19 protein-coding genes are annotated in these 17,128 nt (G+C 65.2%); 4 read left to right on the top strand and 15 right to left on the bottom strand.

The window, feature by feature from the left end:
* Nucleotides 1-89: 89 nt before the first annotated feature.
* On the top strand, nucleotides 90-599 hold the full coding sequence (gene fae / locus V3H18_RS01865) for a formaldehyde-activating enzyme (RefSeq protein WP_332080178.1): 510 nt from the start codon (nucleotides 90-92) through the stop codon (nucleotides 597-599).
* Nucleotides 600-668: 69 nt separating this feature from the next.
* A complete protein-coding gene (locus V3H18_RS01860; RefSeq protein WP_332080177.1) occupies nucleotides 669-1,700 on the top strand; it encodes a hydantoinase/oxoprolinase family protein in 1,032 nt (343 codons plus the stop codon).
* A 3-nt stretch (nucleotides 1,701-1,703) separates the two neighbouring features.
* Here the strand turns inward: V3H18_RS01860 and V3H18_RS01855 are convergent, their stop codons facing one another.
* The 12 genes from V3H18_RS01855 to V3H18_RS01800 form a co-directional block, all read right to left on the bottom strand.
* The gene (locus V3H18_RS01855; protein WP_332080176.1) at nucleotides 1,704-2,276 is read right to left on the bottom strand and encodes a DUF447 domain-containing protein; all 573 of its coding nucleotides are present in this window, start codon (nucleotides 2,274-2,276) and stop codon (nucleotides 1,704-1,706) included.
* Entirely contained in the window at nucleotides 2,260-3,681 is a 1,422-nt protein-coding gene (locus tag V3H18_RS01850) for a DUF6513 domain-containing protein (RefSeq protein WP_332080175.1), read from the bottom strand. The genes V3H18_RS01855 and V3H18_RS01850 overlap by 17 nt, the downstream gene beginning before the upstream one ends.
* A gap of 12 nt (nucleotides 3,682-3,693) precedes the next feature.
* Nucleotides 3,694-4,251 carry a flavoprotein gene (locus tag V3H18_RS01845; protein ID WP_332080174.1) on the bottom strand — a complete coding sequence of 186 codons (558 nt, stop codon included), beginning with the start codon at nucleotides 4,249-4,251 and terminating at the stop codon, nucleotides 3,694-3,696.
* Nucleotides 4,248-4,901, bottom strand: coding sequence for an amino acid kinase family protein (locus V3H18_RS01840; RefSeq protein WP_332080173.1), 654 nt, complete (start codon nucleotides 4,899-4,901; stop codon nucleotides 4,248-4,250). The genes V3H18_RS01845 and V3H18_RS01840 overlap by 4 nt, the downstream gene beginning before the upstream one ends.
* Complete coding sequence (locus tag V3H18_RS01835; RefSeq protein ID WP_332080172.1) at nucleotides 4,888-6,033, bottom strand: (5-formylfuran-3-yl)methyl phosphate synthase; 1,146 nt, start codon at nucleotides 6,031-6,033, stop codon at nucleotides 4,888-4,890. Before V3H18_RS01835 ends, V3H18_RS01840 begins: the two co-directional genes overlap by 14 nt.
* Nucleotides 6,034-6,167: 134 nt before the next feature.
* The gene (locus V3H18_RS01830) at nucleotides 6,168-7,484 is read right to left on the bottom strand and encodes a bifunctional folylpolyglutamate synthase/dihydrofolate synthase (RefSeq protein WP_332080171.1); all 1,317 of its coding nucleotides are present in this window, start codon (nucleotides 7,482-7,484) and stop codon (nucleotides 6,168-6,170) included.
* 23 nt (nucleotides 7,485-7,507) lie between these two features.
* Nucleotides 7,508-8,374: an acetyl-CoA carboxylase, carboxyltransferase subunit beta gene (gene accD, locus V3H18_RS01825; protein WP_332080170.1), complete on the bottom strand. Its 867-nt coding sequence runs from the start codon at nucleotides 8,372-8,374 to the stop codon at nucleotides 7,508-7,510.
* A complete protein-coding gene (gene trpA / locus V3H18_RS01820; protein WP_332080169.1) occupies nucleotides 8,371-9,252 on the bottom strand; it encodes a tryptophan synthase subunit alpha in 882 nt (293 codons plus the stop codon). The genes accD and trpA overlap by 4 nt, the downstream gene beginning before the upstream one ends.
* Nucleotides 9,253-9,390: 138 nt before the next feature.
* On the bottom strand, nucleotides 9,391-10,086 hold the full coding sequence (locus V3H18_RS01815; RefSeq protein ID WP_332080168.1) for a DJ-1/PfpI family protein: 696 nt from the start codon (nucleotides 10,084-10,086) through the stop codon (nucleotides 9,391-9,393).
* A gap of 30 nt (nucleotides 10,087-10,116) precedes the next feature.
* Nucleotides 10,117-10,509 (bottom strand): PIN domain-containing protein, encoded by a 393-nt coding sequence (locus V3H18_RS01810; RefSeq protein WP_332080167.1) that lies wholly within the window; start codon nucleotides 10,507-10,509, stop codon nucleotides 10,117-10,119.
* A gap of 31 nt (nucleotides 10,510-10,540) precedes the next feature.
* Nucleotides 10,541-10,783, bottom strand: a complete 243-nt coding sequence (locus tag V3H18_RS01805; RefSeq protein ID WP_332080166.1) for an antitoxin — start codon at nucleotides 10,781-10,783, stop codon at nucleotides 10,541-10,543.
* A gap of 92 nt (nucleotides 10,784-10,875) precedes the next feature.
* Nucleotides 10,876-12,816 (bottom strand): potassium transporter Kup, encoded by a 1,941-nt coding sequence (locus V3H18_RS01800; RefSeq protein WP_332080165.1) that lies wholly within the window; start codon nucleotides 12,814-12,816, stop codon nucleotides 10,876-10,878.
* 296 nt (nucleotides 12,817-13,112) lie between these two features.
* Here V3H18_RS01800 and V3H18_RS01795 point away from each other — a divergent pair, with 296 nt between their 5' ends.
* Entirely contained in the window at nucleotides 13,113-13,910 is a 798-nt protein-coding gene (locus V3H18_RS01795; RefSeq protein WP_332080164.1) for a dienelactone hydrolase family protein, read from the top strand.
* A 2-nt stretch (nucleotides 13,911-13,912) separates the two neighbouring features.
* Here the strand turns inward: V3H18_RS01795 and V3H18_RS01790 are convergent, their stop codons facing one another.
* Nucleotides 13,913-14,692, bottom strand: a complete 780-nt coding sequence (locus V3H18_RS01790) for a cyclase family protein (RefSeq protein ID WP_332080163.1) — start codon at nucleotides 14,690-14,692, stop codon at nucleotides 13,913-13,915.
* Between the two features lie 84 nt (nucleotides 14,693-14,776).
* The gene (locus V3H18_RS01785; protein ID WP_332080162.1) at nucleotides 14,777-14,983 is read right to left on the bottom strand and encodes a DUF1674 domain-containing protein; all 207 of its coding nucleotides are present in this window, start codon (nucleotides 14,981-14,983) and stop codon (nucleotides 14,777-14,779) included.
* Between the two features lie 80 nt (nucleotides 14,984-15,063).
* Between V3H18_RS01785 and V3H18_RS01780 the strand changes: the two genes are divergently transcribed.
* Entirely contained in the window at nucleotides 15,064-16,494 is a 1,431-nt protein-coding gene (locus tag V3H18_RS01780) for an RsmB/NOP family class I SAM-dependent RNA methyltransferase (protein WP_408631743.1), read from the top strand.
* 36 nt (nucleotides 16,495-16,530) lie between these two features.
* Here the strand turns inward: V3H18_RS01780 and V3H18_RS01775 are convergent, their stop codons facing one another.
* Nucleotides 16,531-17,070, bottom strand: a complete 540-nt coding sequence (locus V3H18_RS01775; RefSeq protein ID WP_332080161.1) for a hypothetical protein — start codon at nucleotides 17,068-17,070, stop codon at nucleotides 16,531-16,533.
* Between the last annotated feature and the right edge of the window lie 58 nt (nucleotides 17,071-17,128).

The raw sequence follows: 17,128 nt of genomic DNA, 5'->3' as shown, positions 1-17,128 counted from the left end.
TCTCATCGCCGCGCGCCTTGCGCGGAGTCCTGCGTGAAGCGCTCGCTTGGGTGGCGGGCGTCATTTGAAGTTCTGGAAAGGAAACGCACATGGCGAAGATTAACAAGATGATGGTCGGCGAGTCGCTTGTCGGCGAGGGCAATGAGGTTGCGCATATCGACCTTCTGATCGGGCCGCGCGGCTCGGCCGCGGAGCTTGCCTTCGCCAATGCGCTGGTCAACAACAAGGACGGCTTCACGACGCTGCTCGCGGTCGTTGCGCCGAACCTTCTGTGCAAGCCCAACACCATCCTGTTCAACAAGGTGACGATCAAGGGCGCGAAGCAGGCGGTGCAGATGTTCGGCCCGGCGCAGCATGGCGTGGCCAAGGCGGTCGCCGACAGCGTCGCCGAAGGCGTGATCCCGGTCGACGAGGCGGACGATCTGTTTATTTCGGTCGGCGTGTTCATTCACTGGGACGCGAGCGACGACAAGAAGATCCAGGACTATAACTATCAGGCGACGAAGGAAGCGATCGCGCGCGCCGTGGCCGGCGAGCCGAAGGCCGCCGAAGTCGTCGCCAAGCGCAACGAGGTCAAGCATCCTTTCGCGCCCAACTAAGCCGCGCGAAAAAGGCTTCGAATGTGAAGGGGAGCCGCTCGGCTCCCCTTTTTCTTTTCCGGCGGGCGCATGACGGCGATCATCGGTTGGGACATTGGCGGGGCGCATGTGAAGGCCGCGCGGGCGCAGGACGGCCGCTTGACGGGGATCGTCCAGATCGCCTGTGCGCCGCATGAAGGGCTCGCGAGTCTGGAGCGGGCGATCCGCGACGCGCGCGAGAGGCTAGGGCCCGCCGAGCGCCATCGCGTCACCATGACCGCCGAACTCTCCGACGCTTTTGAAAATCGTGCAAAGGGCGTTCTCGCCGTGGCGGCGATCGCCGCGCGCGAGATCGGCGCGGACGACATTTTGTTTTACGCCGGCGCGCGCGGCTTCGTCGCGCGCGCCGAGGCCGCTGACGCCGCCCTGGCGATCGCCTCCGCCAATTGGCGCGTTTCGGCGGAACTTGCTGCGCAAAACTGCGCCGAGGCGTTGTTTCTGGATATGGGCTCGACGACGACCGATCTCATCCCCATCCGCGACGGCCGCATTGTGGCCCATGGCGCGAGCGACGCCGAGCGCCTCGCCTGCGGCGAACTCGTTTATGCGGGTTTCGCGCGCGGCGCGCCTCAGGCCTATGCCGCGCGCGCGCCGATCAACGGACAATGGATTCCGCTCGTCAACGAGGCTTTCGCGACAATGGCCGACGTGCGGCGCGCGCTTGGCGATCTTCCCGAAGGCGAAGGCGGCGCCGATCTGTCGCCGACCGCCGATGGCCGGCCAAAGACAATCGCCGCGTCACGCGCGCGTCTCGCGCGTCTTGCCGGTCGCGACGCCGGCGCGTTGAGCGACGATCAATGGCGCGCCTTCGCCGATTTTTTGGCGCGGGCGCAATTGCGCGTCATTGAAGATCAAATCGCGCTGCTTTTTTCGCGCGGCGCCGTCGCTTCCGACGCGGCGCTCATCGGCGCCGGGGTTGGCCGCAAGCTGATCGCCCGTCTCGCGCAGGCGCAAGGCCGCGTCTTTATCGATTTTGCTGATTTCATTGCGGCCGAACCGCAGGTCAAGGAAAAGGCGGCCGATTGCGCGCCGGCTACGGCGCTGGCGCTGCTTGCCGCTTGAGAGTCAGCCCGCCCGCGCCTTGCTCAAATGCGCGTCGATCTTCTCCATCACCATCTCCCATGCTTCGCGCTCGGCGTCGCCCGCGGTCTTGTCGACGGCGATCCTGAGATAGGCGCGTTCGCTCTCGATCTTTTCTAGCGGCAGCCTGTCGAGCCGCGTCGCGAGAATGGCGGCTTCGAGCACGGCGGCGCGCGCGCGATTCATGCCGAGGAAGGGGCGATGCGATTTGATGCGCCTCACGCGGCAGAAGAAGCGCGGGCGCGTCTCGTCCTCCTCGACGCGCGCGACGATCAATTCGGCATGGCCAAGCGCGGCGGAGAGGCGCGGCGCCGGCCAGTCCTCGATGTCGGTGAGCGGCCAGTTGCGTCGCCCCGTGACCAACCCTGCGAAAATGCGCGCGTCGTCGGTGAAGCTCGCGGTCGCCTGGGGATTAAGCGCGAGATTGTCGAGCGTCTGCGAAGGGCGGAAGGGCGCCGCAATCCAGTAATCGCCTTCCTCGATCAAACCCAGAGGCGCGATATGCGGGCGGCCCTCATGCGATAGCGTCGTGACGACGCATTCATGTATCAGCGGCATCTTTCGGGGGTCCTTCGCCCGCCTTGCGCATCGTATGGCCCGCTTCCTTGAAACGGGTCGCGTCTTCTTCGCTCACATCCGTCGCCACGCCGAAATCGAGCGGCTCGTCCTGACGATAGCGCTTGCCGAGCCTGTATGCGATCTCCGCCTTCATCAGTTCAGCGCCAAGGTAAAAAGCATGCGCCCCGTCATGCTCGACGGCAAGATGCGGGAAAAGCGCCATAGCGTCCGGGGCGACCTGGTGGAAGCCCTTGGCGTATATATGCACGCCGTCCCGCGTCGTCTCGATGCGGAAATTCGAATCGCGCAATTCGCGCGCGAGTTCGGCGATTTCCTCGGGCGTCGCGGCGTAGGGCTTGCGGTCGTGGATTTGCAGCAGCGCGTCGGAATAGCCTTTCGGCAAGGCCCGGTCGGCGCGCGCGGCGAACATCAGCCGCCGCGCCGCGTCATGCTCCTGGAGCGTGCGCCGCGTATGCGGGCTGACCTGCACGGTGAGGAGATGGCGGATATTGAGTTCCGAACATATGCCGAGCATCGCCGCCGTCACGCCGGCGGAATCGGCGTCGGTGAGTTCGGTGAGATTGCCCGTGCCCATCATGATCTCGGCGTTGGGCTCAAGCTCCCGCAGCGCCACATAGCGCGCGATCGAGGCCGCGAAGCCGAAATGAATGGGGTCGAGAATAGGATCGAGAATGGCTCCTATACCGCGCTCGCGGGCGATCTGCGCGGCGCGCCGCAGCGAGTCGAGATCGCCATGCGGACGCGGCGTCAGGACCGGAACGATCGGCGATTTGTTGGGCAGGATCGCGAGCGTCTCTTCGTCGAGGCTCAGGAGATGATCGACGCCGGCTTTCGCCGCGCGTTCGAGCTCGGATACATCGGCCGAGTCGACGCTTACTTTCAGGCCGTCCGCCTTGAGCGCATGAATCGTTTCTTCGAGATGGTCGAAATTCGTGTCCGGCAGGCACCCCAGATCGATGACGTCGGCGCCTGAACGCGCGAGTTCGCGCGCCTTGGCCAGCACTTCTACGACGCTCATTTTCGAGGCGTCGACGATCTCGGCGAAAATGCGCATGTCGTAGCGCGTGAGATCGGGTGGCGCGCCGCCGCGTCCGAGATAGGCGGGGAGATCCGCGATCTCCTCCGGGCCGCGCTCGAAGGCGACGCCGAAATCCCGGGCGAGCGTTTCGAGATCGGCGCGGCAGCGGCCTGGCAGGATCACGCGATCCGCCGCCACCGGCCGTGGCAGGCGGCGCTGAATGATCTCCAGCGTCATCAGCGCGGCGACCTTCACGCCGATATCGTGAATGCGCCAGTCGCGCGCCGCCTCGCCGAAGCTCGCCACCATCCGCTCCAGTCGTGGAAAGGCGAGATGGCCGGTGAGGAACAGCAGGCGCTCGCTCATGGGCTTAAGGTTCTATGGTTGCGGCTGGACTTCGCGGCGCCGGCGCTCCACCGCTTCCTGGAGCGCGGCGAGACTCTCGACAACCTGCGTCGCTTCGAAGCCTTTGAGCGCATCGGTGTTCTGCAGGTCGATGCGTCGCGGATAGACCATCACCATGCCCTTGGGCGCGCGCGTTTCGAGTTCGGGCGCCGTGTCGCAGGCGAAGACGATGGTCGGCACGCGGCATTTGCCCGCCTGCGCGAAGACATTGGTCGCAAGATTGTCGGAGATGCCGACGACGCATTTCGCCACCGTGTTCGAGGTCGCGGGGGCAAGCACGAGCGTATGATAGACGTTGTAGTAGAAATTTCCGACCGGCGCGGCGCTCGCGGTCGTATCCTTGAAGATGCGCACCGTGTCGGGCAAATTCAGATCGTGCTTATACATGCGCACGACCTCCGCCGCCGCCTTGCTGACGAAGAGATCGACATGGTCGAGCGCGCGGATCATGTCGAGACATTCGGTGAAGAAATGTCCCGAACCGGTCAGCGCCCAACCCCAGCGCGGCGTCACTACTTGTTTCTTGGTCATGAGGCGATCTTCTGCATTGAGGGTTCGATGCGCGCGCCGGGCAGGGCGCCCTCGCCCAGGAGTCGCGCGGCGCCGGTGAGCGCCGCGGGACCCGCGACATGGAGCGGCGTCCCGTCGAGATAGGCCGGAAAAGCCGAATCTACAACGCCCATTCGCAGAATGTCCGCGAGCGACGCGCCATCGCGAACATCGACGCTTTTAACGACAAGCAAGGCATGGGCGTCCGTTTTTCGCGCGAGCCAGGCCGCAAGACTGTCGGAAGTCGTCTCCCAGCCGGGCGCGATGTCGCGCGCCTCGGCGACCATCGCTCCCGCCCGCCAGAGCGCGATGCGGCCTTTCGCATGGGCGTCGGCGATCGCTTCGAGCGAGGCGGCGAGCTCCAGCCCTTCGTGAAGATTCGCCAGCGCCAGCGCATATTGCTCCATCGCCAGCACGGCCATGGCGTGCGCCGCCGAATCGTCAAAGCCCATCGGCGGCTGCGCGGCGCGCACGGCGTCGGCGAAGGGGCCGCCGCCGGCCACAATCGTCAGCGGATGCGGATAACGCCGCAGCGCCGCGATCCATTGCGCCCGCGCGGGCGAGGCATGGAGACTGCCGCCGAGCTTGACGACGAGCGGCGCCGGCGCGCTTCTCTCGCTATTTGACGGCATGGAGGCGTAGGGGCGCGGGCTGCAGGCGCCGCGCATCCTGATGGGCGCGCTCCCGGCGGATTCTGACGCCCACGGCGCCCGGCGCGACATCGAGCTTTTCGACCTGCACGGTGACGGAGCGCACGCGCTCATGCAGCAGCACGCTCTCGGCCAGCCGCTCGGCGATCGTCTCGACAACCTCGATATGGCCGCCGGCGAGAATCATTTTGATCGCGTCCATGATGACGTCGTAGGAGAACACCGAACGCATGTCGTCGTCGCCATTGGCGCGCGTCACCTCGGCCTCGACATTGAAGCGAACGCGCTGCGTATGGCCATGCTCAAACGCATAGGCGCCGATTTCGACGGGCGCGACATAATCCTTGAGAAACACGCAGTCGGTGTCGTTCGCGCCGGGCGGCTCGACATAGCCGCGCCCGATGAAGGACCAGTCGGCGTGGAGCGGCGCCTCGGCGCCGCGCTGCGCGGGAATGAGATCGCGGATCAGCGCGGTCGCGCGCGCATCGAGCGCGCCGCGCCGGTCGCCCTCCGCGCAAAGCGCGCCGCGAAAGCCCAGCACATCGGCGCCGGCGACAAGAAGTCGCGGCACGTCCGGCGGCTCCAGCGCGCCGGCCAATCCCGAAGCGAGGCCGAGGGCGCGGCAGCGCGCGACAAATTCGCAAAGCGCGTCAATGCTCATGAAGTCGATGAGGCGGCCCTTGCCCTTGTGCGCCGTGTCGAGCATCGCCCCGTGAAAGCCAGCCGCGGCAAGCGCGGGCAGGCATTCGAAATCGGGACCGAGATCGGCGAAGAGCACGGCGACGAGGCGGGTCCTCGCGGCGAGCGGCGCGAGCGCTTCGACGATTTCGCCGGCGTCGGGCGTCGCCGGCAGGGCGAATTTCACATAGTCGACGCCGGCGGCGACGATTTCCTCGAAGGCCCCGAGCGCGTGCGCAACGTCATGCGGCAATTCGACGACGGCGCTGACCGGGCGGCGCCCGTCGACGAAGGCGACGATTTCGGCGACGCGCGTCAGGGGCAACGCGCCGAGCGCGCCGCGCGAGGGCGCCTTGCAGTCGATGATGTCGGCGCCGCGCGCAAGGGCGATCTCCGCCTCCTCGCGCGATAGAACGCTCGCCAGCATCAGGGTCATGAATCTTCAGCTCCAAGAAAATACATTGACGACGACTCCCTCTCCCGCAAGCGGGAGAAGGGCGCGTCCGGCGCCATTGCTCGCTTCATATACGCTATTGCGGGCCGTGTGAATCCGATCCGCACGAGCGGCGCCTATTCCACCAGCGAACCATTCGCCGCCAGCACCGAGGCGGCGAGATAGAGCGAACCGGCGATCAATATGCGGGGCGGCGCGTCGAAGCGGCGCGTCGCGATGATCTTCAGCGCCTCCTCGGGATTGCTGGCGGCGGCGGCGGGAATGCCCTCGGCTCGCGCCAGCGTCGCCACTTCCTCCGGGGGCCAGCTCTTGTGCTCGCCCTCGACGGGGACGGCGACGACCTCGCGCGCGAGGCCCACGAAATGCCTGAGCAGCGCCCGCACGTCCTTGGTCGTCTGGGCCCCGCAAATGAGCGCCAGCGGGCGCGGCGCCTTGTCGTGGAACTCGGCCATGGCCTCGGCCAGCACGCGGCCTCCATCCTCATTATGGCCGCCGTCGAGCCAGACCTCCGCGCCCGGCGGCGCGAGATCGACGATGGGGCCGCGCAACAGGCGCTGGAGCCGCGCCGGCCAATCGGCGCGCGTCAGCCCGGCTTCGATCGCGGCGGTCGGCGTTTCGGCGGCGACCAGGCGCAGCGCGGCGATGGCGCCCGCGGCGTTTTCATGCTGATGGCGCCCCGCGAGACGCGGCAGCGGCAGATCCAGCAGCCCGCGCTCGTCCTCATAGACGAGACGGCCGTTCTCTTCGCGGAGATGAAAATCCTGGCCGGCGACGAAAAGGGAAGCGCCGGCGCGGCGCGCTTCGCGTTCGAGCACGCGGGCGACCGGCTCATGCTGGAAGCCGACGATCGCCGGCGCGCCTTTCTTGAAGACGCCAGCTTTCTCGAAGGCGATTTTCTCGACCGTATCGCCCAGGAATTCGAGATGGTCGAGCGAGATCGAGGTGACGATCGCGGCCCTGGGGTTGGCGATAACGTTGGTCGCGTCGTAACGCCCGCCGAGCCCGGTTTCGAGCAGCAGCCAGTCGGCAGGCGTCTCGGCGAAAAGCGTGAAGGCCGCCGCCGTGGTGATCTCGAAGAAGGTGATCGGCTGGCCGCCGTTCGCCGCTTCGCACCGCTCCAGCGCGGCGTTCAGGCGCGCGTCGTCGACGAGCTTGCCGCCGCGTTCCGCGCCGAGGCGTATGCGCTCATTGAAGCGCAGCAGATGGGGCGACGTATAGACATGCACGCGCTTGCCCCCCGCCTCCAGCATGGCGCGCAGAAAGGCGATGGTCGAGCCTTTGCCGTTGGTGCCGGCGACATGGATGGTCGGCGGCAGTTTGAGATCTGGCCGTCCGAGGGCGTCGAGCAGCCGTTCGGTGCGCCCGAGCGACAGATCGATCTTCTTGGGGTGGAGCGTAAGCAGTCGCGACAGGATCGCGTCAGGCTGATCCATTGCGGAGCGCCTCTTTAGAACGCTCAGGCGGCGGCCTGGCGCGGCGGCGATTTGGTCAGCAGCCCACACAGGCGCGCCAGCGTCTCGCGCATCTCCTGCCGCGGGATGACCATATCCACCATGCCATGGTCGCGCAAATATTCGGCGCGTTGAAACCCTTCCGGCAGCTTTTCACGGATCGTCTGCTCGATGACGCGCGCGCCGGCGAAGCCGATGATCGCGCCGGGCTCGGCGATCTGCACGTCGCCGAGCATGGCGTAAGAGGCGGTGACGCCGCCCGTCGTCGGATTGGTGAGCACGACGATATAGGGCAGGCGCGCCTCGCGCAGGCGCTGCACGGCGATGGTTGTGCGCGGCATTTGCATCAGCGAGAACATGCCTTCCTGCATGCGCGCGCCGCCCGAGGCCGTGAAGATGATGAAGGGCGTGCGCTGGGCGAGCGCATGTTCGCAGCCGGCGATGATCGCTTCGCCCGCCGCCATGCCGAGCGAGCCGCCGAGAAATTCAAAGTCCTGAATGGCGACGGTGACGGGCGAGCCTTCGAGCTTGCCATAGGCGAGCGTCACCGCGTCGGCCATGCCGGTCTTGACGCGATATTCCTTGAGCTTGTCTACGTAGCGCTTGATGTCGCGGAATTTCAAGGGATCGACGGGCGCGTCGGGAGTGGGCAGCAGGTCGCATTCGCCGTCGTCGAAAAGGCTGAGGAGCCGCGCCTCGACCGGACAGCGCATGTGATAGCCCGAGCCCGGCACGACATAGAGATTGGCTTCGATGTCCTTATGGAACACGAGCTGGCCGCTCTCGGGGCATTTCACCCAGAGGTTTTCCGGCGCCTCCCGCTTGATGAGCGCCTTGATCTTGGGCGGGACGACATTGGAATACCAGTTCATGACATGAGCCTCGCCAGCCAACCTAAGACGCCGCCGCTTTTCGCGCCCGTCTTTGCGCGCGCGCCGCGCACGCCTTCGGCGATCGAGGCGACAAGCGCCGCGACCTCCGCCGCGCTTTGCTCTCCCGCGCGTCCCTCGGCGTCGAGCGAGTTCTTGAGCGCCTCGACCAGCGCTGTGCCGACGACGACGCCGTCCGCGTCGCGGGCGATCTCGGCGGCGTTCCGCGCGTTCTTGACGCCGAAGCCGACGGCGATTGGCAATCCCGTATGGCGCTTGATGCGGACGACCGCCTGGCTCACGCCGGCATAGTCAGCGAGCGCCGCGCCGGTGATGCCGGTGAGCGACACATAATAGACGAAGCCGCTGGTGTTTTCGAGCACCTTGGGAAGCCGTCTGTCGTCTGTCGTCGGCGTCGCGAGACGAATGAAATTGAGGCCGGCGTCGCGGGCTGGAATGCAGAGTTCGGCGTCTTCTTCCGGCGGCAGATCGACGACGATCAGCCCGTCGACGCCGACGGCCTTGGCGTCGCGCAGGAAAGCCTCGACGCCGTAAACATAGATGGGATTGTAATAGCCCATCAGCACGATGGGCGTGACGTCGTCCTCCGCGCGAAAATCCTCGACGAGCTTGAGCGTCTTCTTCAGCGTCGTTCCCGCCTTGAGCGCGCGCAGGCCTGCCGCCTGGATCGCCGGCCCGTCCGCCATGGGATCGGTGAAGGGCATGCCGACCTCGATCACGTCAGCGCCCGCCGCCGGCAGGCGCTTCAATATGTCGAGCGACGTCGCGAGATCGGGATCCCCCGCCATCATGAAGGTCACGAGCGCGGCGCGCCCTTCGTTCTTGAGGGCGGCGAAACGGGCGTCGATGCGGGTGGACATAAAGGAAGCGGCCTCACAGCTTTGCTCACCCCTTGGTCGCGGCGACCGCGCCATGGGACATATGGCGGAGGGGCTCGGGCCGCCGTTGCTTAGTCCTTGGGGCGTGTCCCGTCCACCCCTTTCGGAGCCGCGGGCGCGTCAGCCGGTTACATCAGGCGGCCCAAGTCTTTGCGCCGCGCGTTCGACGAGACGCTCGCGCTCCGCCCGCAGCGCCGCCCCTCGCGCGCGATAGGCCTCGACCACGGATGGCGGGGCGGTTTCGGGGCCGCCAGCGTCGAAGGGCGGCGCGGGCCGATATTCGAGATGGAGCTGGATCGCCTCCGCGGCGGCTCGACCCGCGATCTCGCCGACCAGCGCCAGCGCGAAGTCGAGTCCCGCCGTAACGCCGCCGCCCGTAATCAGCGCGCCGTCGCGCACGACGCGGCCGGTCGTGGGGATGGCACCAAAGGGCGAAAGAAGATCGAGAAAGGCCCAATGCGTGGTCGCGCGCTTGCCGCGCAACAGCCCGGCCGCGCCCAGCGCCAGCGCGCCCGTGCAGACCGAGGCGACATAGCGCGCTTCGCCCGCGCGGACGCGCAGGAAATCGAGCGTCTCGTCGTCGAGGAGCAGCGCATTGACGCCCGCGCCGCCCGGAACGCAGATGACGTCGAGGCGCGGGCATTCCGCGAAGGAGACGTCGGGGCGCAGCCGCAACCCGGTGGAGGCGACGATGTCGTCGCGATTCTTCCCAACGAGATGAACGCGCGCCTCGGGCCAGGAGGCGAAGACCTCATAAGGCGCGGTCAAGTCGAGCTGCTGAACGCCGGGAAAGACGAGGAGGCCGATTTCGATCATGGCGATATCCCTCAGAGGCGTCCGCAGCGCTTACGCCGTCCAATCCGTCGCCTTTACCAGCGGTCGCAGCCGCAGCAAGGCGGCGTCATTGGTGACAAGCGTCGCGTGCGCGGCCAAGGCGTGGGCGGCAATCAGCAAGTCCATATTCGCGAGCGTCAGGCCTTTGCGCGTCAGCGCGAGCCGGAGCAGAGCATATTCCGCGGCCGCAGCCGACTCCCAGGGAAGAATCGTAACGTGCGACAGAAAATTCTCGACGAGAGGCGCGAGCTTCCTTGCATGCGGCGCTTGGGCGACGCCAAATCGAAGCTCGGCCTCCGTCAAAACGGAAATCGTCAGCCGGGCAAGGGGAACCGAAGAGAGTTGTTCCTTCAAAAGCGGCGACGCGCCGCGAATGATAAAGCTCGCAATATTCGTATCGAGCATGAATCGCGCTTGAGGCATGGCTGCGAGAGGCTCATGGGAAATCCCGCTTCGGGGGCGGGCTCAGGTCGCGATCCTTAAGAAAATCGGCGGGCACATCCGCCTTCTCGACGAGCGCGAAAAAATCATCCCAGCCGCTCGGTCGCTTGGACAAAATAACATCGCCGGTTTTTTCGTCGCGCCGAATATCGACCTCATCCCCTTCAAAACGAAACTCCGCGGGCAGGCGAACGGCTTGACTGCGTCCGTTCATGAAGAGTTTAGCCTTGGCCGACATGATCGTCTCTCCTGATATATCTCATGATATATATCTAAGCGGCGGCACGTTCAAGGCGATAGTCCGCATGACCTTCGCTAGATCGTCGCGCTCTATATTGTCACTTGCGCGCCAAGCTCCACCACCCGGTCGGTTGGGATGGAGAAGAAGTCCGTGGCGTTCGCCGCCTGATGCGTCAGCGCCACATAGAGCTTGTCCTGCCATACCGGCATTTCCGAGGACGGGCTTTCCTTGATCGAGCGGCGGCCGAGGAAGAAGCTCGTGGTCATGATGTCATATTTGAAACCTGTCTTGCGCATGGCGGCGAGCGCCGCCGGCACCCGCGGACTTTCCATAAAGCCATAATGAAGCGTCGCGCGATGGAAGTCGTCGGCGAGTCTCTCGATTTCGAAGCGGTTTTGCGGCGCGACGCGTGGACGGTCTTCCGTCTTGACGCACATCACCAGCACGCGCTCGTGCAGCACTTTATTGTGCTTGAGATTATGCATCAACGCTTGCGGCGCGACGGCCGGGTCGCTTGTCAGAAAGATCGCCGTGCCCGGCACGCGCGTCGGCGGAGACTTCTGCAGCATCGCGATGAGCTCCATCAGCGGAATGGAGTCTCGATGGGTCTTTTCGGCCAGCAGCCGCGTGCCGCGGGTCCACGTCCACATCACGATCATGACGCAGCCGGCAAGCGCCAGCGGCGCCCAGCCGCCATCCTTCACCTTCATCAGATTGGCCGCGAGAAAGGCGAGATCGACGGTGAGGAGGGGAGAGATGAAGAGAGCGGCGGCCCATAGCGGCCAGCCCCATTTGCGCCAGACGACGACGAATGCGAGCGCCGTGGTGACGACCATCGTGCCGGTGACCGCGATGCCATAGGCGGAAGCGAGCGCCGACGAGCTCTTGAAGGCGATGACGAGCAGCAGCACGCCGATAAGCAGCAGCCGGTTGATGCGGCCGATGTAGATCTGGCCTTCCTGCGACGCCGAGGTGTGGGTGATTTCGAGACGCGGCAGCAGGCCAAGCTGAATCGCCTGTCGGACGATCGAAAAGGCGCCGGTGATCACCGCCTGGCTTGCGATGATGGTGGCGAGCGTCGACAGAATGACGAGCGGCAGCAAGCCCCACTCGGGCGCGAGCAGGAAGAAAGGATTGCCGACCGCTTCGGGTCTGGACAGGATGAGCGCGCCCTGTCCCAAATAATTCAAGAGCAGGGCGGGAAGCACGAAACTGAGCCAGGCGACGCGAATGGGAACGCGGCCGAAATGGCCCATATCGGCGTAGAGCGCCTCGGCGCCGGTCACGCCGAGAAACACCGAACCGAGAATGGCGAAGCCAAGCCATCCATGCGACAGCAGAAAGACGACGCCCTGGCGCGGATCGAAGGCGGTCAGCACCTCCGGCGCATCGCCGATATGCATGAGGCCCAGCGCGCCGATGATCAGGAAGAAAACGATCATGATCGGGCCGAATAAGGCCGCGACGCGCGCCGTGCCGTGGCTTTGCGCCCAGAACAGCGTCACAAGAATCGCAATCGTGATGGGCAGCACAAATTCGTTGAAGCGATCCGTGACGAGTTCGAGGCCTTCGATCGCCGACATGACGGAAATCGCCGGCGTGATGATGGCGTCGCCGGAAAACAGCGCCGCGCCGGCGACGCCGAGAATGAAGACGGGCGTCGACCCGCCGCCGAGCGCCGATTGCGCCAGCGCCATCAGCGACAGCGTGCCGCCCTCGCCGCGATTGTCCGCGCGCATGAGAACGAGCACATATTTGATCGTCACCGTGAAAATCAGCGCGAAGATCAATAGCGAAATCGCGCCGATCACCGCTTCTTCGGTGAGGGCGTCGGCCTGGACGCTATGTGCGAGAGACTCACGCAGCGCATAGAGCGGGCTGGTGCCGATATCTCCGTAAACGACGCCGATCGAACCGATAATAAGTCCGACGAGGCCGCCTTTGGCGTGCTCGGCGCCCTGCGCCGGGAGCGCGCGACGCTCGCTTCCGTCGCCGCCAGAGGCGGGGCCGGCGTCGGATCGCTGCGTCATGGGAAGTTCCTTATGGAGGATGCGCGCAAGCGGCCTCGCATGGCGTCCTCTCTTTGCTACGGCGCCGTCGCCGTTCTTCCGGGGCGGCCATATACGCGCTTTTGGCGGCAAAGAGAAGGCCGCCGGCCTCTCGTAACATCGCCTGATTTCGTAGGATTTGCGATTCGAGGGAGAGAGCGGCGAAAAGGCGCGCGCCGCCGCGCCTCGAGGACGACCAAGAAGACTGCAAAAAATCAAATTCGATCCGTAACCGAGCATGCGCCGGACCATATATTTTCGATATCCTTGGAGGCACCATGTCCCCGCATTCCTCAAACGACGGCGGATTCGCAAAGGCCGCGGGCGCGCCCGCGCCCCAAACCATCGTGACGGACGCCGAAGGGCTCGACGCCGCCCTCGTTACGCTACCGGGCGGCGCGCCGGCCTATGTCGCCCGGCCTGGCGAAGGCGACACTTATCCGATCGTCCTCATCGCGCAGGAAATATTCGGCCTGCATGAACATATTCGCGACATCGCGCGGCGCTTCGCCAAACTCGGATATCTCGCGATCGCGCCAGACTACATCATTGGCTATGGCGATCCGCGGACGGCGCCGGACATTGACGCTATTCGCGCCATCGTCGTCAGGGTTCCCGACGCCGAAACCATGACGATTTTCGACGAGGCGCTCGCCTTCGCCGCGACGAAAGGCGGCGATCCTTCGCGCGCGGCGGTCACGGGATTTTGCTGGGGCGGGCGCATCGCCTGGCTGTACGCCGCTCATAATCCTCGGTTACGCGCTTGCATTCCCTGGTATGGCCGACTCGACGGCGCGCGCACGAAGGCGCAGTCGCGCTGGCCCATCGACATCGCGACGGCGTTGAAGGTTCCGACGCTCGCGCTTTACGGCGGCGCCGATCCGAGCATTCCGCTCGAGCTTGTCGAGGCGATGCGCACGCGGCTCAAAGAGGCGCACGCGCCGGCGGAGTTCATCGTCTATGACGGCGCGCCGCACGCATTCTTCGCCGATTATCGCGAGAGCTATCGGGAGGAAGCGGCAAAGGACGCCTGGGCGCGGGCCCTCGCCTTCCTGCGCGCGCGAGGCGCCGGCTGACGCTATTTTTGCGGAACGAAAGCGATGATGCGCGCCGGGCCGCCCGAGCCATTGGCGATTTTCATCGGCAGCGCCACGACGGTCGCGCCGGTCTCCGGCAATTGATCGAGGTTCATGAGATTTTCGAGCCCGCCGATATTCGCGCCGGCGAGAATGCGGTGAACGAAGAAATCCTGCGAGGGACCGTAGTCGACGCTCGCGGTGTCGACGCCGATGAGATTGGGGCGCCGTTCCTTGGCGAGCCAGGCCGCCGCGTCCGCGCCGAAGGAGGGAAAATGGAGGTGCGTGGCGTCTCCCGGCGTATCGTCGCCGAGATAGGCCTTTTTATCCGGCCAGCGTGAACTCCAGCCGGTGCGCAGCAGCACGATCGCGCGCTCTGGAATGCGTCCATGCGCGGCCTCCCAGGCGGCGATGTCGGCGACCGTCAGCACATAATCCGGATCGGCGGAGGCCTTCGCCGCAACGTCGATCACGACCGCCGGCCCGACGAAGCGTTCGGGCGGAATGTCGGAATTCGTCCAGCGTCCCTCTCCAAAATGCATCGGCGCGTCGAGATGCGTGCCGCCGTGCTCGGGCGCGCAAAAGTCGTTGGCGTAATAGAAGAAGCCCCGTTTTGTCGGGCCTTTGTGCAACTGCTTCAACTCGAAGCCTGAATCGGAAGTCGGCCAGAAGATGGTGTTGGCGTCCAGAGGATGCGTGAGATCGACAATTTTCGCTGTCGCGAGATCAAGACTCTGCGCCAATGCCGCTTCAAGCGGCGCGGCGCAGAACGCTATGGACACTAAGAAAACCCCGATCGCGCGTCGCATCGACATGAATGACCCCGTCAATCTATTTTTCTATTTTTTCGCATGCGCGAGAAAGATTCAAAAATCGCTCGCGATTCCCTTGGCTTCCCAATCGCCGTAACGCGCCGGATCAAGCCCGCCGCGCCCGCCCAATTCCTGCGGCGGCTCTGGCCGCTTTGGGGCCGCGCAACGGCGTTCCGCGGCCTCGGCGAGCGCGCGTCTCGCGGCAGGCGCGAGGTTCCCGCAGGCTCTCTCGGCTTCCTTGGCGTCGACGCCTTCCGCCATGGCTTTTCCTTTGCGCATTCGCCCCGTCGCCACACTGATTGTGCTATGATTCGCTTCGCGTTGGGGCAGCAGGGACGGCTATTGTGACAAGCGACAGTAGAACATTTTCGTCCCGGCCCAAACCGGCGCGCGCGCCTCTTCGTCAGGCCGCGCGGCAGGGCTTCGTGCCGGCGGAGGCGGCGCGGGAGGCCGAGGCGGCGAAGACGCCAGGACTTTTGGCGCGTCTCGCCGCCGCCAATATCGTCTGCGACGTCGTGCAGGGCGGCCATCGGCTGGACGAATGTTTTTCGCCAAACGCCGTGCCCTCGCGCCTTTCGGGACTCGACGCGCGCGACGCGGCGCTCGCGCGCTCAATCGCCACCGTGGCTCTGCGGCGGCTTGGCGTCATTCGCCATGCGCTCGCCGAGCTTCTCGAGAAGGGCCTGCCGCGTCAGGCCGCGCGGCTGGAATTCGCGCTGATCGCGGCGGCGGCGCAAATCCTGTTTCTCGACGCCGCCGATCACGCCGCCGTCGATCTCGCCGTCCGCGCCGCGCGTCTCGAACCGAAGACCGCTCCTTTCGCTGGCCTCGTCAATGGCGTGCTGCGCAATCTCGTCCGCCGCCGCGACGAATTCCTCGCGCTCGCCGCAAGCGGCGAATATGACGCGCCGCACTGGCTCGCGCAGCGCTGGCGCAAGCATTATGGCGAGGAGGTCGCCCGGGCGATCGTCGCCATGCACATGCTGGAGCCGCCGCTCGATCTCACGGTGAAATCCGACGCGGCGGAATGGGCGAAGCGCCTTGATGGCGTCGTTCTGCCGACGGGCTCCGTGCGCCTGCGTTCGCGCACGCCCGTCGCCCAGCTCGACGGCTATGACGCGGGAGAATGGTGGGTGCAGGACGCGGCCGCCGCCCTGCCGGCGCGCCTGCTCGCGCCGCGCCCCGATGAACGCGTGCTCGATATGTGCGCGGCGCCCGGCGGCAAGACGGCGCAGATCGCGCTTGCGCGCGCCCGCGTCGTCGCCCTCGACCGTTCAGCGGAGCGGCTGAAGCTGCTCGCCGCCAATCTCGCGCGCCTCAATCTCCACGCAGATGTGGCGGTGGGCGACGCCGCTGGCTATCAGGCGCAGCCCTTCGACGCGATTTTAATCGACGCGCCCTGTTCGGCGACGGGCACGATTCGGCGCCATCCCGACGTGCCCTGGACGAAAAAACCCGGCGACATCGAGACGCTCGCGGCTTTGCAGACGCGCCTGCTCAATCGCGCCGCGCTCCTGACGCGGGCGGGCGGGCGCATCGTCTATTGCACGTGTTCGCTTGAACCCGAAGAAGGCGAGCAGCAGATCGCGGCCTTTCTGCGCCGCAACCCGGATTTTCGCCGTCAGCCGATCGAGCCCCGCGAGGGCGCGCCGGAGGAATTCGTCAATCAAGAGGGCGATTTGCGCACGCTGCCGCATTACTGGCCGAATGCAGATGGGCGGCTCGCCGGCATCGACGGCTTTTTCGCCGCCCGGCTGGTGCGGGCGGCGTGAGGCGGAGCGGCGTCTTACGGCTTATGGGTTTCGAACCTAATTCGCATTCTTTATCTTCAATCCGTCTTCGTAAGAAACTTCCATATAATCTGAAGGAGATGAATATTTTAGGCCAACATCGGCGAGAGCGTCGAGCTTGGCCGATGTATCAAATTTCTTCAATTTCACTTTATCAACATAAAACGTATCGATGAGTTCATTATATACTGATGTTCCATCAATAAATATTGCGAATATCTTCACGTCTCCAAATCTTATGCACAGCCGATTGCCTTGCGGCAGATCGGCGATATAGATAAAATATTTCCCGTCTTCATTAAAGGCCGGCCCGAACGTCTCAACAAGCTTCGGCAGGCTTTCGTAATTGGCGATTGATCCGGCCAAAAAGCCGATCCCGGGTTTGCCGCTTTCAGATACGGAAAAGACCTCTTTCAGAACCGTCTCGGGATCATCGTAAGAAATCTCGCCGCGATAGCCGAAGCGGCCGGCGACATGCGTATCGGCGTTCAGGATGGGCTTCAGAAGCCGGCCCTCGGCGTCGAGCTTGGCGAAAGGCGTGTCTGCAATGGCCGTCATAAGGGCAGTCCTTTGGGTAAGTTGGAGGGGGCTCGCCGGCGCGCCCGTCGTTCGTGTC

Source organism: Methylocystis borbori, assembly GCF_036576025.1.
Classification (GTDB): domain Bacteria; phylum Pseudomonadota; class Alphaproteobacteria; order Rhizobiales; family Beijerinckiaceae; genus Methylocystis; species Methylocystis borbori.
The sequence above is the reverse complement of the archived record's forward strand: the minus strand, read 5'-3'. Positions and strand labels throughout refer to the sequence as shown.